The 14,877-nt window shown below is 62.0% G+C and carries 12 protein-coding genes; 3 read left to right on the top strand and 9 right to left on the bottom strand.

Annotation, left to right across the window (positions count from 1 at the left end):
• The first annotated feature begins 141 nt into the window (after positions 1–141).
• On the top strand, positions 142–4,146 hold the full coding sequence (gene hrpA, locus HED64_RS07010; protein ID WP_168151343.1) for an ATP-dependent RNA helicase HrpA: 4,005 nt from the start codon (positions 142–144) through the stop codon (positions 4,144–4,146).
• Between the two features lie 128 nt (positions 4,147–4,274).
• Here hrpA and HED64_RS07005 read toward each other — a convergent pair whose 3' ends face one another.
• Entirely contained in the window at positions 4,275–4,703 is a 429-nt protein-coding gene (locus tag HED64_RS07005) for an HIT family protein (RefSeq protein WP_168151342.1), read from the bottom strand.
• 186 nt (positions 4,704–4,889) lie between these two features.
• Entirely contained in the window at positions 4,890–5,753 is an 864-nt protein-coding gene (locus HED64_RS07000) for a sulfurtransferase (protein WP_210149352.1), read from the bottom strand.
• A 207-nt stretch (positions 5,754–5,960) separates the two neighbouring features.
• Here HED64_RS07000 and HED64_RS06995 point away from each other — a divergent pair, with 207 nt between their 5' ends.
• Positions 5,961–6,983 (top strand): pyridoxal-phosphate dependent enzyme, encoded by a 1,023-nt coding sequence (locus HED64_RS06995; RefSeq protein WP_168151473.1) that lies wholly within the window; start codon positions 5,961–5,963, stop codon positions 6,981–6,983.
• A 7-nt stretch (positions 6,984–6,990) separates the two neighbouring features.
• Here the strand turns inward: HED64_RS06995 and HED64_RS06990 are convergent, their stop codons facing one another.
• Positions 6,991–7,668, bottom strand: coding sequence for an MBL fold metallo-hydrolase (locus HED64_RS06990; RefSeq protein WP_168151341.1), 678 nt, complete (start codon positions 7,666–7,668; stop codon positions 6,991–6,993).
• 167 nt (positions 7,669–7,835) lie between these two features.
• Between HED64_RS06990 and HED64_RS06985 the strand changes: the two genes are divergently transcribed.
• Positions 7,836–8,279, top strand: coding sequence for a Fur family transcriptional regulator (locus tag HED64_RS06985; RefSeq protein WP_168151340.1), 444 nt, complete (start codon positions 7,836–7,838; stop codon positions 8,277–8,279).
• A gap of 59 nt (positions 8,280–8,338) precedes the next feature.
• Here HED64_RS06985 and HED64_RS06980 read toward each other — a convergent pair whose 3' ends face one another.
• From HED64_RS06980 to HED64_RS06955, 6 genes are all read right to left on the bottom strand, one after another.
• Positions 8,339–8,917 carry a cupin domain-containing protein gene (locus HED64_RS06980; RefSeq protein ID WP_342590667.1) on the bottom strand — a complete coding sequence of 193 codons (579 nt, stop codon included), beginning with the start codon at positions 8,915–8,917 and terminating at the stop codon, positions 8,339–8,341.
• Between the two features lie 211 nt (positions 8,918–9,128).
• A complete protein-coding gene (locus HED64_RS06975) occupies positions 9,129–10,007 on the bottom strand; it encodes a metal ABC transporter permease (RefSeq protein ID WP_168151339.1) in 879 nt (292 codons plus the stop codon).
• A gap of 7 nt (positions 10,008–10,014) precedes the next feature.
• Positions 10,015–10,845 carry a metal ABC transporter ATP-binding protein gene (locus tag HED64_RS06970; protein ID WP_210149350.1) on the bottom strand — a complete coding sequence of 277 codons (831 nt, stop codon included), beginning with the start codon at positions 10,843–10,845 and terminating at the stop codon, positions 10,015–10,017.
• Positions 10,832–11,797, bottom strand: a complete 966-nt coding sequence (locus tag HED64_RS06965; protein WP_168151338.1) for a metal ABC transporter solute-binding protein, Zn/Mn family — start codon at positions 11,795–11,797, stop codon at positions 10,832–10,834. The genes HED64_RS06970 and HED64_RS06965 overlap by 14 nt, the downstream gene beginning before the upstream one ends.
• Before the next feature lie 67 nt (positions 11,798–11,864).
• The gene (locus HED64_RS06960) at positions 11,865–12,932 is read right to left on the bottom strand and encodes a hemolysin family protein (protein ID WP_168151337.1); all 1,068 of its coding nucleotides are present in this window, start codon (positions 12,930–12,932) and stop codon (positions 11,865–11,867) included.
• Entirely contained in the window at positions 12,929–14,281 is a 1,353-nt protein-coding gene (locus HED64_RS06955; protein WP_168151336.1) for a hemolysin family protein, read from the bottom strand. The genes HED64_RS06960 and HED64_RS06955 overlap by 4 nt, the downstream gene beginning before the upstream one ends.
• Positions 14,282–14,877 lie beyond the last annotated feature (596 nt).

Raw genomic sequence — 14,877 nt, 5'->3', positions numbered from 1 at the left:
TTTTTTGACACCCGCTCCCGCCAAAGCAAGACCACCCACGTGGTGTTCGGGACACTGTTGCCACGCTCTCGCAGGAACACCACCGCTGCTGCCCCACGACTGCCCGGCAGTGGACCGGGGCTGACATAGACTTGGGTCATCATGGCCCTGACGATTTCCTATCCCGAAGCCCTTCCCGTATCCGCGCGACGCGATGACATCATGTCCGCCATCAAGGACAACCAGGTGGTCATCGTCGCCGGTGAAACCGGTTCCGGAAAGACCACGCAGCTGCCCAAGATGCTCCTCGAGTTGGGCATGGGCGAACGCGGCATGATCGGGCACACCCAGCCCCGCCGGCTGGCAGCACGTACCGTCGCCGAGCGCATCGCCGAAGAACTCGGCACCACCATCGGCGCCGAGGTGGGCTTCCACGTGCGTTTCACCGGCGAAGTCTCCCGCGCCACCCAGGTCAAGGTGATGACCGATGGCATCCTGCTGGCCGAGATCCAGCGCGACAAGCTGCTCAAGAAGTACAACGCGATCATCATCGATGAGGCCCACGAACGCAGCCTGAACATCGACTTCCTGCTGGGCTACCTGCGCCGCATCCTGCCCAAGCGCCCGGATCTGAAAATTGTCATCACCTCCGCCACCATCGACCCGCAGCGCTTTGCACAACACTTCGCCGCCGAAGGGCCACAGGGTGAAGAGCCGATCCCGGCACCGATCATCGAGGTCTCCGGACGTACCTTCCCCGTGGAAGTGCGCTACCGCCCGCTGAACCCCGCCGATGGTATGGACGAGGACGAACTTGATCCGGACTCGGCGGTGGAGGATCGGGACCCGCTTGATGCGATCGCCGAGGCCGTAGATGAACTGGCCACCGAGGCGCCGGGTGACATCCTGATCTTCTTCCCCGGCGAGCGCGAGATCCGCGATGCCGCCGAGGTCTTACGTGCCCGGGTACAGACCAACCGACGTTTGGCCGGCACCGAGATTCTGCCGCTTTTTGCGCGGCTTTCCCTGGCCGAGCAGCACCAGGTCTTTAATCCGGGCAAGAACCGACGGATCGTGTTGGCTACCAACGTCGCGGAAACCTCGCTGACGGTGCCGGGCATCAAGTACGTCATCGACACCGGCACCGCCCGCATCTCACGCTATTCGCACCGCACCAAGGTGCAGCGTCTGCCCATTGAGCGCGTCTCCCAGGCCAGCGCCAACCAGCGTTCGGGGCGTTGTGGCCGCGTATCCGACGGCATCGCCATCCGTCTGTACTCCGAGGAGGACTTCACCTCCCGCCCGGAGTTCACCGACCCGGAGATCCTGCGCACCAATCTTGCCGCGGTGATCTTGCAGATGAGTTCGATGGGCGTGGTGCGCACCGCACGCGACGTCGCCGACTTCCCCTTTGTCCAACCCCCCGATGCCAAGTCCGTCAATGATGGCATCGCGCTGCTGCGCGAACTTGGTGCCCTGAACACCGGAACCGATGCATCCATCACCAAAATCGGTTCGCAGCTGGCCCAGTTGCCGGTTGATGTTCGTCTGGGTCGCATGATTGTTGAGTCAAGCAACCGCGGCTGCGCCAAGGAAGTCATGGTGCTCGCCGCTGCCCTCTCCATTCAGGACCCGCGTGAGCGCCCCAGTGAGGAAACGGGCAAGCGCGAACGCGCGGCAGAAATGCACAAGCGTTTTGTGGATGCGAAGTCGGACTTCTCCTCACTGCTGAATCTCTGGCGCTACCTGCAGGAGCAGCAGAAGGAACTCTCCTCCTCCGCTTTCCGGCGACTATGCAAAAACGAATACATCAATTATCTACGCGTGCGTGAATGGCAGGACCTGTTCACCCAGCTGCGCCAGCTGGCCAAACCGCTGGGCATCACCATCTCCCCAGAGCCCGTGGACCCGGCGACCAACGAGGACGCCATCCACATTTCCCTGCTGGCCGGACTATTGGGGCACGTGGGCTCCTGGGATGAGCGCAAGCGCGAATATGTGGGGGCCCGCGGTACCCGCTTCTCCGTCTTCCCCGGTTCCGCACTGTTCAAAAAGTCCACCGAGTGGGTCATGGCCGCCGAGCTGGTGGAGACATCCCGGCTCTGGGCACGCACCGTGGCACGGCTGGATCCCAAATGGGTGGAGGAGATTGCCGGAGATCTGCTCAAGCGCAACTACTCCGAACCCCATTGGTCACGCAATGCCGGTGCGGTCATGGGATACGAGAAGGTCACGCTCTTCGGGCTGCCGATCGTCCCGCGGCGCCGTATCCAGTACTCGCGGGTTGACCCCGAGCTCTGCCGTGAACTGTTTATCCGCAACGCGCTGGTGGAGGGTGATTGGAAGACGCACCACAAGTTCTTTGCCCGCAACCGCCGGGTGCTCGAAGACATTGAGGAACTCGAGACCCGCATGCGCCGGCGCGATCTGCGGGTCAGCGACGATGACCTCTTCGAGTTCTACGATGCGCGCCTGGGCGCCGATGTCCTCTCCGAGCGGCACTTTGACCGCTGGTGGAAGGCAGCTCGGCATGACGATCCCACGCTGCTGGACTTCAACCCGGAGGACATGCTCCAGGCGGACGCCACGGAACTTGATGAGGCAGCCTACCCACGTACCTGGCGTCACGGCACGCTAGATCTTGACTTGGTCTACGAATACAACCCCGCCGCCCGCGCCGGAGAATCCGATGGCGTCTCGGTACGGGTGCCGGTGCTCTTCTTGAACCAGCTGGATCCCGTGCGTTTCCGTTGGCTCATCCCGGGGCTGCGCGTGGAGCTGGTCACCGCGCTGATCAAGTCACTGCCCAAGGTGATCCGGAAAAACTTTGTGCCCGCTCCCGATGTGGCTCGCACCGCCGTGGCCGCGCTTGAAGCGGACTTTAATCCGGAGACCGACGATCTGGCGGCCTCGCTGGAGCTAGTGCTCCGCCGGCTCAAGGGTGTGGTTATCGAACCCGGTTCCTGGAATTGGGATGCCCTGCCGGCGCACCTGCGTTTCACCTTCACCATCCTTGATGCCGAGTCGAAGGTGCTTGATGAGTCTCAGGAACTCGCCGTGTTGCAGCAGTCCCTGGCCGCGGCCAACCGCTCCGCTCTGGCCAGGTCCCTGGGCATCAAGCCCGGTGCCGCGCTCCCCGGTGCGCCGGGGACTGCCAACGGGGCGCGGGGCGCCAAGGGTGCTGCCGGCTCCAAGGCGCCTAAGGGTGCCTCCATGCCCGCTTCTACCTCCGGTGCCCGGCGTGGATCCGCGGGCTCGGCGGTGGCCACCACGCTGTGGGAGCGCACCGGTTTGAGCGACTGGGACGCGTCGGTGGGCAACAACGGGGTCATCACCCCCAAGGTGGTCACCCAGGTCGCCGGTCAACAGGTCACCGCCTACCCGGCGTTGCTCGATGACAAAACCTCGGTACGCCTGACCGTCTTCCGCAATCCGGTGGAGCAGCTGGCTGCCCACCGCACCGGCGTGATCCGTTTGCTGCTGCTGAAGGTGCCCTCCCCCGCGCGCTACGTCCTTGATCACCTGAACAATCTGGAAAAGCTGGTCTTTACCCAGAACCCGCATGGCAGCGTGGACGAATTGATTCGCGACTGCACCATGGCGGCGGTGGACAAGTTGGTCCCCGAGACCCTGCCCTTCACCCAGGTGGAGTTTGAGGCCTTGTACGAGCAGGTCCGTGCCGAACTCATCGACACCGTCTTTAGCGTCACGGCCATCGTCGAGAAGGTGCTCTCCGGTGCCCGGCGGATCAACAAGGAGATCAAGTCGGTCTCCTCGATGGCGCTGATTAATGCCCTGAACGACGTGAAGTCGCAGCTCGGGCAGCTGGTCTACCCCGGCTTTGTGGCCAACACCGGATATGCACAGCTGGCGCAGTTGCCCCGGTACATCTCCGCCATCGAAAAGCGGCTGGAAAAGTTGGCCGGCGGCGCGGCGAATCGTGACAACGTGGCCATAACCGACATCCAATCCCTCGAGGATGACTACGATGCCGCCCTGTCTCAGCTGGTGCCCGGCACTCGCACCCCGGCGCCCTTGGCTGCGGTGAAGTGGATGCTGGAGGAATACCGTGTCTCGCTCTTCGCTCAGGAACTGGGGACCGCGTACTCGGTGTCGGCCAAACGGATCCGCGTTGCCATGCGTGAGGGGCTGGCCGCCGCGTCCTAAGGCGGCGTGGCTTCATCACCTGTTCTCAACCGACAGATGCCCATCTCGAATGATTCTGGACGAATCGCTCGAGGTGGGCATCTTGATGTTCGGTACTGCGCCGAGCATCACTGGCCGAGCGCTGTCGCCTAGGCGTCCGGAATAAAATCTCCGTGGCCATCGAGGCGCAGGGCGGCGCGCAGCTGCTGCGCGTTATTGTCGAGGCTGGCCGGATCCGGGTCGATCTCGGCACGTGCCAAATCGAAATCGGCCAGCGAATTGGTGGGCCACACATGCACGTGCAGGTGCGGCACCTCAAATCCTGCGATCATCAGCCCGGCCCGCTCGGAGCCGAAGGCAGCCTTCTGGGCGCGGCCGATGTGTCCGGCCACCAGCATCAGGTGATCGAGTAAGTCCGCCGGTGCGTCGGTCCACTCATTAATCTCTTCACGCGGCACCACCAGGGTATGGCCGTTGGTGATCGGGCCGATGGACAAGAACGCCACCGCACGATCATCCTTCCAGATAAAGCGCCCGGGAATCTCGCCATTGATGATCTTGGTAAACAGCGTGCTCATGCACCCTCCTTGGGGGTTCTCGCCCAATACGGCGAAATCGAGAAACATAGGTGTTGCGGCACGGCGGAAGCCTGACGACCACACCGAAGACGAGGTTCCGTGCACCTCTAACCATGAGCCTATCAATCACCCGGTGCACCGAGCATGTGGATGATGCCGGCAGAACGTGATGGAACCGCCGGTGGCTTAGGGCAGCGGACCCGTGGCTGCCGGGCGTGCGGCATCAGCACAATATTGTGACCACGAGCCCGGGTAGAGAGCTGCCTGCACGCCGATGGATTCCAGCGCAAGAATCTGGTGCGCGGCGGTCACCCCTGATCCGCAATAGGCGGCAACCTTCGGCGCCGCCGCACCAGCTCTGATGCCCAGCTCCGCCAACTGACGACGCAATATATCCGCATCGACAAAGTGCTGGTTCGCATCGAGGTTCTCGGTGGTGGCCCTGTTCACGGCGCCCGGGATGTGCCCGGCACGCGGGTCAACCGGTTCCTGCTCGCCACGGTAGCGCTCGGCGGCCCGGGAGTCCACCAGGATTGAGTGCTCGGGGTAGCTCAAAACGTCCTCCAGCTCGATGACTGGCATGTTGCCCCAACCCAACGCGACATTTCCCGCCCCGGGGGTCACCTCACCGGTTTCCAGAGGCAATCCCGCGGAGCTCCAGGCACCCAGACCGCCATTCAGCACCCGCACCTGGCTGAGTCCCGCATGGCGCAATAGCCACCAGCCGCGAGCCGCGGCCAGAGCACCGGTGGCGTCGTAGAGCACCACGATGGAATGGGTGTTGATTCCCCAGCGGCGCGCGGAGGCGGCCAGGTCCCCCGGCAAGGGCAGCGGGTGGCGGCCCGCGGCCGGGTGAGCCGGCGCGGCAAGATCGGCTTCCAGATCAACAAAGACCGCTGTGGGTAGGTGGCCGGCCAAGTAGTCGCTGTGTCCACTGCCAACGTTTTGACCCAGCTTCCAGCGCACATCTAGCAGCACCACATCGGCATCGGTTTTCAGCAGCGTCGACAATTCGTCCGCTGAGATCAATGTTTGGTGAATTCGTTCCATGCTCGGCTGCTCCCGTGTCTATTTCGCTGGCCCGCTGCCCGCCCTTCTTCCAGCCTAGTTCCCCCGCAGACTCGCGGGGTCCCACGGCCCGGCGTCCGGCTCGGTAGGCTTACTCGGGTGGATACAACACCCTTGATTTTATTGCCCGAGCCTTCCGCCTCCCGATCATGGGTTGACGCGGCGGTACGCACCATCGAGGCCGAAGCCATGCGCTCGGCCGACACCCACCTGCACAAGCTTTCACTGCCGGCTGCGTGGGGCATCGATCTGTACCTCAAGGACGAATCCACGCACCGGACCGGCAGCCTGAAACACCGTTTGGCCCGCTCCTTGTTCCTCTATGGTCTGGTGAATGGGTGGATCACCGAGGGGACGACGATTGTGGAGGCATCCTCCGGATCCACCGCGGTGTCCGAGGCGTACTACGCCCAATTGCTCGGCCTGCCGTTTATCGCCGTCATGTCCGCCGGCACCTCCCCGGAGAAAATCTCCCTGATCGAGGCCACCGGAGGCACCTGCCATCTAGTGGAGGATCCTTCCAGTGTGTATGCCGAATCCGAACGGTTGGCCGCTGCCACCGGCGGGCACTACATGGACCAATTCACCTATGCCGAGCGGGCGACGGACTGGCGGGGTAACAACAACATCGCCGAGTCGATCTTCGGGCAGCTGGCCGCCGAGGAACACCCCATCCCCTCGTGGATCGTGGTGGGTGCCGGCACCGGCGGAACCTCTGCCACCATCGGGCGTTATGCACGCTACCATCGCCATCCAACGCGTCTGGCGGTTGCTGACCCGCAGGGTTCGGCGTTCCTTCCCGCGTGGGAGGCGCATAATTCCGGGGGCAACCCGCAAACAGCCACGGGAACTGCCAGCCGGATTGAGGGCATTGGGAGGGCGCGGCCCGAACCGAGTTTTGTCCCGGGCATCATCGACTTTATGGCCACCGTTCCGGATGCCGCCTCCGTGGCTGCCATGCGGCATTTGAGTGATTTTGCGGCACTGCGCTCGGGGCCTTCCACCGGCACCAACCTCTGGCTGGCCTGGCAGATCATCGCCTCCATGCTGGCCAAGGGTGAACGTGGTTCGGTGGTGACGCTTTTGTGTGACAGCGGCGATCGCTACGCCACCACCTATTACAACGATGCTTGGCTGGCCTCCGCGGGGCTGGACCCTGCCGAATATGACGGACGGATCCAGCGCCTGCTGGGCACCGGACGCTGGGAATAGCGCCCGCTCAATCGTCCACGGATTGTGCTTCGCCGTTGAGAATCCGGTGATAGTTCAGCGACTGCGCACTAGCTTTCGCACCCAGCAGGCGATCCACTAGGGCTAGTCCACGATCGTTGAGCAGTCCGTCGTGAATGGGGATGTTCACCGGTGCCCCCACGATGGACAGAAATTCGATGGTTTCACCGATCTTCGCCCAAGGTGCGTGAGCGGGGATCAGCAGGGTGCTAATGGAGATACCCTCGGGCACCTGGTAGCTATCTCCGGGGTGGAACAGGTTCTTGTTGATGAAGTATCCGACGTTGCTCACCGCGGGCATCGAGTGGTGGATCACCGCGTGGAGCCCTCCGTGGGTAGAAATTTCCATTCCCGCGGCAGTGAAATTCATGCCCGGCACCACCGCATGGATCCGAGCTGCCGCCTCTGACACCCCGGCCGCCCGTGCCGCCGCCACGATGGTGGGCGCCAGCGCCGATGGCGCAAACACCGGCAACTCGGGGTTAGCGGCCATAGCAGCCAGCACCGCGTCCAGATCACAATGATCGGCATGCTCGTGGGTGATCAGGACGGCTTCGGCTCCTTGCAGGGCCTGATGACTCGGGGAAAAATTGCCCGGGTCGATCACCAACGTGCGGTGCTGCGATTGAACCTTGATGCAGGCGTGGTTAAATTTGGTGATCTCCATGTCTCCCACCCTAAACACTGTGGGGCCCCGGACACCAGCATCGCCCGGTTTGGTGCACCGCTGGTAAACTCAAGATGCCCGGTGTCTGCCCCCGAGTCCCGAACCAATGGCGGTCGATTCGCCACGAGTACGGGTGTTGTACCGATCTACTAGGAGTGCCGCAACACATGACAAATCCTGCTACCGAACGGCGCAGTTCCGAACAGCGCGTAACCAAGCAGCGCTTGGCAGTAAATGCCGCGCTGGAGCAGGTTGATGATTTTGTCACGGCGCAGGAACTTCACCGCTGGCTTGTTGACGAGGGTGACAAGGTTTCCCTGGCCACCGTGTATCGCCTGCTGCTCTCCATGGCGGAGGACGGCATGGTCGATGTGTTGCGTAATGACGAGGGCGAGGCGATGTATCGTCAGTGTCTCATCGAGCATCACCACCATCACCTGGTCTGCCGCAATTGTGGCAAGGCGGTAGAAGTTGAGGCCCCCGCGGTGGAGAAATGGGCCGCCCGCGTCGCGGAGGAAAACGGCTACACCGCACCCACTCACACCGTGGAGATCTACGGAATCTGCCCGGCGTGTACGGCCGCTCAGGCCACCAAGACCGCCGACGTCTAAACAGAAACACCGAGCACCGGTGCCTTGACCCGTCCCGGTCTCCATCCCCCGGCGAAATCTTAAGCGTCGGTGCTAGCAAATGGCGATGGGCCCACAATATTGATGCCCCCATTGCGTTGTGCCGACGCCACAACGCGGCCAAAGTCCACCGGGCCGACACCCGGGGCCCCTGCTTCAAGCTTCACGCTGGCGTCCCAATAGAACGCCTGACAGACCCCCGGCGTATGCAGGCACAACACCCTGGTGGCGTCCTGCGTCACCTTAAACGCGTGGGCCATACCTCGTGGCGCCATCACCATCCCACCGGCACCAATCCGTGACTCGTACCCATCTAAATGCATCACGATCTCACCGCTGAGTACGATCATGGTCTCGTCGGACGCCGGGTGCGTGTGCAGGGGCGTGTCTTTGCCTTTCTCGAGCTGATCCTCGAAGAGTAAAAAAGCTCCGGCAGTTTGGGCCTCGGTGGGCTTCCAGAGATGCACGCCACCTCCGTAGAACCAACGGCGCTCCCCTGCCTCGGGTTGCAGGGTGATGGCTGGCAGTTTGTCTCTGGTGTCCACGACGATCGCCTCTTTAGCTGATGTGGCACTTGGATCGGGATTGAGATCCCACGACAAGACTGGACCGATGCTCACGGCGAGTCAATCATCCTGGGGAACCGCGGTGAAAGCCGATGTGTAGGCCACTATGAGGGCCGATATGGCGTGGTCAAAGTCGCGCTGAACTCCGCTGGTCGCCTCCCGCAAACGGCGTATTGACGCTGGCACCAAAATGGCGTGTGTTCGCCCCCTCGAATAAGGGGCCAACACACGCCATTGCTCCAACTGTTGGTTGGGCTGAGGGCGACTAGGCGGCTACTACCGCCATTTTTTCCGAATGCCGCACCTTGTCCTTGCGCCAGGCGATGAGCCGGCACACCAGATAAATCAGGAAGGAAATGGTGGTGACGTAGGGGCTGATCGGCAGGGATCCCGCGAGGGCCAACAGGATGCCGCCCACCACGGAAGTCATGGCGAAGGCCACCGACAGGCTCACCGTCAGCACCGGGTTGGAAGTCACCCGGATGGCTGCTGCGGCCGGAGTGATCAGCAGTGCCAGCACCAACAGGGAACCGACAACTTGGATGGACAGGGCGACGGAGAGGCCCAGGACCACCATGAACGCCACCGACAGCCTGCCAGCGGGGATGCCACGGGCCGCTGCCACCGCCGGGTCAACGCTGGCGAAGGTCAACGGGCGCCACATCGCAATCAGGGCCACCACAACGACCACCGAGCACACCGCCAGCAAACCCAGCTGCACGGTATCGACGGCAACGATTTGACCCGTGAGCAGACCGAACTTGTTGGCGCTACGTCCCTCGTACAGCGCCAGGAACAAGATTCCCAGGCCGAGGCCGAAGGGCATCAGGACACCAATGATGGAGTTGCGGTCTTTCGCTGCAGCCCCCATCAATCCCAAGACCAGTGAGGCCAGCACCGATCCAACCAGCGAGCCCAGCACAACGTTGGTGCCGATCAAAAGCGCGAAGGCAGCACCGGCGAAGGAGAGTTCGGCAATGCCATGGACGGCGAAGGCCATATCGCGCAGCATGACAAAGATGCCGATCATGCCACCGACCAGGCCCAGCAAGGCACCGGCGATCAGCGAGTTGCTGACCAAAGGCAGGATCTCGGCATAGTCCTGGAAGCTGAAGACGGTGCTCCAGATCTCGGAAATATCCATGTGGTTCCTAGACTCCTTGGTGCGGGTGGGCGTGATTGACGGTTTCGGGCATACCGACCACCACAATGCGGCCGTTGGATTCGAAAACCTCGATCGGTGATCCGTAGAGCTCGGAGAGCACCTCGGAGCGCATGACCTCCTCCGGAGTGCCGATGTGGAAGCGTCCACCGGCGAGGTAGAGTACCCGATCAACATATTGCAGAATCGGGTTGATCTCATGGGTCACGAAGACCACCGCGGCGCCATGGTCGCAGGCCTGGCGGTGAATGAGCCCGGAGATGGCCTGCTGGTGGTGCAGATCCAAGGAAAGCAGTGGTTCGTCGCAGAGCAAGAGCCGGGGATCATCGGCCAATGCTTGAGCCGCGCGCAAGCGCTGCTGTTCACCGCCGGAGAGCACTCCGACGGGGCGGTCGGCGTAGGCGCTGGCCCCCACGAGTTCTAGGAGCTCATCCACACGCTCGCGCATGGCCTTACGTTTGAGCCGAATCCCCCACTTGTGTCCGTCGATGCCCAGCGCTACCAGGTCACGGGCCCGCAGCGGAGTGTTGTCGTCAAAGGGGCGCTGCTGCGGAATGGTGCCCACCTGACGTGAACCGCGGGCCGCGGGCTTGCCGCATACCTCAACGCTCCCGCCGGAGAGTTCTTGCAACCCCATCAGGGTGCGCAGCATAGTGGTTTTGCCAGATCCGTTGGGACCGAGTACCGCCAAGAACTCGCCGGGGGCGATATCCAGGTCCAGTCCGTCCCAAAGTGGGCGGGCGCCAAAGCTCAGCGATGCGTTACGCAAGCGCACGACCGGTGCGGGCGCAGTGACCGCGGTGGCATTATTTACCGGCAAGGGACACCTCTAGTTGCTGCACGTTTGATTCCATCCACGAAATATAGTCTTGCCCCTCGGGCAGGGTTTCGGTTAGTTCCAGTACCGGCACACCGGCCGCACGCGCCACGGCTGCGACCTGATCGGTTTGCGCGCCGGAGGTCTGGGTGTTCACTGCCAACAGCGCATAACGCTTGGCCGTCAGTGATTCGGTAAGTTTATTAAGCAGCAAGGGGGAAAGATCATCCCCGGCTTCCATCGCCGCACTGACCCCCTGAGGTGTTCCGTCCTTCAGGCCTGCCTCGGTGAGCAGATAGAACGGCAGCGGTTCGGTCATCGCGAATTCGCGCCCCGTTCCGCCATCGGACAGTGAGTTGATCTTCAGGAGCAGTACCTGGATCTTCTGGTCAAAATCTGCCGCCGCCGCGCTGAACTCTGCCGCCCGCTCGGGGCGCAGTTTGGAATATTCCGCGGCCAAGCCTCGTGCCAAGGAACCAACTATGCGCACGTCATACCAGACGTGTTCGTTGCCCTCGGCGTGTACATGATCTTTTGTGGCCGCACCGCGTGAAACCGGAGCTCCGGCCACGGAATCTGTCTCGTTCTGGAAGTCAATCGCGTGGATTACCGCGCCAGATTCGTTCTGCGGCACCTCGGAGAGCGCGTCAATGAAGGGGTCATATCCCCCACCATTTGCGATGACAACATCGGCCTTGGCCACCGCGAGCTTGTCGCGCGCGGTGGCTTCATAGGAGTGCGGATCCTGCGAGGTCCGATCAACCAGGGCACTGACACTCACGGCGTTGCCACCCACCGCACGAGCCACATCTGCGTACACCGAGGTGGAAGCCACCACGGTGATTTCGCCGTCGTTCGCGGATTCACGATCCTGTTCGGGCTGCACCGTGGCGGCGCAGCCCGGAAGCAACAACAGGGATATGGCAAGCGTGATGGCGCGGATGGGCTTGTTCATGCGGTGAGTGTGTGGCCTTTCGAGATTTACAGAACCACCATACTATCCCAATTGCGAGTCATTCGCATTATTGGGCGCTGCGGTTTTCCCTACGGATGCCACGCTTCTGGTTCTGGTCATCAATCTCGCCGACTAGTTGTTCCAGCACGTCCTCCAGGAACAGCACACCGAGCGTGGATCCGAATTCATCCACCACCCGAGCCAGATGCTTGCCATCGGCACGCATCTGCTCCATGGCATCTTCAATCTCCGCGTCCTTATCCACCACACCCATGGGGCGCAGTTCAATGTTGGACACCGGGTGGTGATAGGAACTATCCGGCAGGGCCATGACGTCCTTCATGTGCCAGTAGCCAACAAACTCGCCGCCGTCGGTGATGATGATGCGCGAGAAACCGGTGCGTCCCACCGTGCGTTCAAACTCCTGCACCGTGGTGCCACGGCGCAGCGTGACCATCCGATCGCGAGTGACCATGGTCCCGGCGGCCGTCAGGTCCGAGAATTCCAGCGCCTTGCGGAGCATCACCGCGTCTTCGGCCTCCAACGTGCCGTATCGGGCCGAGGACGCGATGATGGACTGCACCTCGGCGGCGGTAAAGGCCGAGTTAACCTCGTCCTTCGGCTCAACCTTGAGCAGATGCAGGAATCGGTTGGCCACCCAGTTCAGTGAGACCACGATGGGGTGCAGAATCACGGAGAGCACCAGCAGCGGTCCGGCCAGCAGCAAGACCGCCTTATCAGCCATCGACACCGAGATATTCTTCGGCACCATTTCACCGAAGGTCACGTGCAGGAAGGTCACGATGAGCAGCGCCAGGATAAAGGCGATACTCCCGGCCAGTACCTCCGAGACGCCGAGGAACTCCAACGGCACCACAAAGAGGTGGTGAATGGCCGGTTCGGCGACGTTGAGGATCAACAGCGAACAGACGGTGATGCCCAGCTGGCACACGGCCAACATGATCGATACCGATTCCATGGCCTTGAGCGCACGGATGGCCGCCTTGTTTCCGGCATCTGCCAATGGCTCGATCTGTGAACGCCGGGCGGACATGACGGCAAATTCGGCGGCAACAAAAAACGCGTTGCCCAGCAGCAGGACAATCAGCCATAACAGGCCGGCGAAGTCGTTCATCGCTGATTCTCCGATGCTTCATCCGGGCTGGACGCCGAGGCTGCCCTCGGGTTGCTGGGCGGGCGCGGCACAAAGTGCAGTTCTGCCACGCGGCGCTTATCCAGGGCGGTGACGGTGAAGGTGCCACCGGGGATCTCCACGACGTCCTTCAGGAAGGGAATTCGACCGAGTTCAGCCATGACAAATCCACCCAGAGTTTCGTAGGCGGCATCGTCAGGGATCTCCACCTCACCGATGAGATCGTTGAGCTGATCGGGGCGGGACATGCCCGGAATCTTCCAGGAGCCGTCGGGCAGCTGCTGGACCTCTTCGGTGGCGGTATCGTGCTCATCGGCGACCTCGCCGACGATTTCCTCAATCAGGTCTTCCAAGGTGACCATTCCGGCGGTTCCGCCATATTCGTCGAGCACGATGGCCATTTGCAGGTTGGCGCTGCGCAATTGCACCAGCAGGGTGTCCAGGTGAACGGTTTCGGGCACAAAAATCACCGGAGTCTTGTTCTCGCCGACCTCCTTGCCAGCGCGCTTATCGCGCGGGATGGCAATGATCGTCTTGACGTGGCAGACACCCTTGATTTCATCGGAGGAACCATCTGTCACCGGGAAGCGCGAATAGCCGGTTTCTTTGGCTAGCTCGATGACCTCCTGCACATGGGCAGTATGTTCGATGGTCTCCATCTGGATGCGCGGAGTCATCACGTCGGCCGCCGAACGCTCGGAGAATCGCACGGTGCGGTCAACAAAGAGTGCAGCATCCTTGTCCAGGGTTCCCATTTCGGCACTGCGACGTACCAGGGAGACTAACTCTGCTGGTGAGCGTGCGCCGGAGATTTCTTCTTTAACTTCCAGCCCAAAAAGGTGCAGGATCTTGTTGGAGAAACCGTTGAGCACCACGATCGCTGGCTTGAAGACGGCGGTGAAGACCAGCTGGGGTCCAGCTACGGCACGGCCAATCTCATACGCCTTGGCAATGGCCAGGTTCTTGGGGACCAGCTCGCCGATGACCATCGACAGCAGGGTGGCCAGCACCATGGCGGTGATCAGGCTGATGGGGGCCGCGGATTCGGCAAACCCCATGGATTCCAGTGGGCCGCGCAATAGTTTGCCGACCGATGGCTCCATGACGTAACCGGTCAGCAGCGTGGTGATGGTGATTCCCAGTTGGCAGGAGGAGAGCTGGGTGGAGAGAGACTTGAGGCACTGCAGCAGGGCTGTGGCCTTGGTGTCCCCCGCGTCAACGGCTTCTTGGACACTTGACTGATCCAGCGCGACGAGGGAAAACTCGACGGCGACAAAGAATCCGGTGCCCAAGATCAGCAATAGCCCAACGACTAAGAGCAACCATTCCATTTAGTGTTTCACCGCCCCGAGGGCGCGTGAACTTCGGGGGGCGGCAACGCCGTGGCCCGGAAGTTTAGAATATGTGTGCCTGCAACTAGAAGGCTCCGATAGCGAAGCTGAACTCGGCGAGCAATGACATGAGTGGCCGGCGCTGCGCGATTTCACGACGGGCCGGCACAGAGAATGACTGTCCATTATGGATTCAGTCTAACTGATGGGCGAGGCGAGAAAGGGAAGGGCCGAATCGGAGCCAAATCGCCCGCGCTCAGACGGCTCACGCGGCGTGAAGTCCGCAACCTCGTGTGGAACAAAGTCCAGAGTCACAATCATGCTTGCACCTGCGTCGCGGTGCTGTGTGACCGATGTCCCGCCGCGCTGATTGCGCATAAATATTCACGGCGATATCTCCCGCTAGCTCCGCTGGTAGATTCGCCAGATCTGCGGCGCAGGATTGGGGCCCCACCCGCGCCCACACTCCAGCTGGCGGTACCTGGCCGGAGCAACACGGCGGAGAGCGATTTCTTACTGTGGCATCGACTCGGCGCAGGATCGGGCCGTTCGGCGCGACATACATGTGATGCCCGGCTCATAAGTTCCCAACCTGA

Source organism: Paeniglutamicibacter terrestris, from assembly GCF_012271785.1.
In the GTDB taxonomy this organism is placed as follows: domain Bacteria; phylum Actinomycetota; class Actinomycetes; order Actinomycetales; family Micrococcaceae; genus Paeniglutamicibacter; species Paeniglutamicibacter terrestris.
The sequence above is the reverse complement of the archived record's forward strand: the minus strand, read 5'-3'. Positions and strand labels throughout refer to the sequence as shown.

Excerpts from the sequence above, each read along its gene's own strand:
- HED64_RS06955 (WP_168151336.1), bottom strand. The coding sequence starts at position 14,281 with ATGGAATGGTTGCTCTTAGTCGTTGGGCTATTGCTGATCTTGGGCACC.
- HED64_RS06985 (WP_168151340.1), top strand. The coding sequence starts at position 7,836 with ATGACAAATCCTGCTACCGAACGGCGCAGTTCCGAACAGCGCGTAACC.
- HED64_RS07005 (WP_168151342.1), bottom strand. The coding sequence starts at position 4,703 with ATGAGCACGCTGTTTACCAAGATCATCAATGGCGAGATTCCCGGGCGC.
- HED64_RS06960 (WP_168151337.1), bottom strand. The coding sequence starts at position 12,932 with ATGAACGACTTCGCCGGCCTGTTATGGCTGATTGTCCTGCTGCTGGGC.
- HED64_RS06965 (WP_168151338.1), bottom strand. The coding sequence starts at position 11,797 with ATGAACAAGCCCATCCGCGCCATCACGCTTGCCATATCCCTGTTGTTG.
- HED64_RS06975 (WP_168151339.1), bottom strand. The coding sequence starts at position 10,007 with ATGGATATTTCCGAGATCTGGAGCACCGTCTTCAGCTTCCAGGACTAT.
- HED64_RS06995 (WP_168151473.1), top strand. The coding sequence starts at position 5,961 with ATGCGCTCGGCCGACACCCACCTGCACAAGCTTTCACTGCCGGCTGCG.
- HED64_RS07000 (WP_210149352.1), bottom strand. The coding sequence starts at position 5,753 with ATGGAACGAATTCACCAAACATTGATCTCAGCGGACGAATTGTCGACG.
- hrpA (WP_168151343.1), top strand. The coding sequence starts at position 142 with ATGGCCCTGACGATTTCCTATCCCGAAGCCCTTCCCGTATCCGCGCGA.
- HED64_RS06990 (WP_168151341.1), bottom strand. The coding sequence starts at position 7,668 with ATGGAGATCACCAAATTTAACCACGCCTGCATCAAGGTTCAATCGCAG.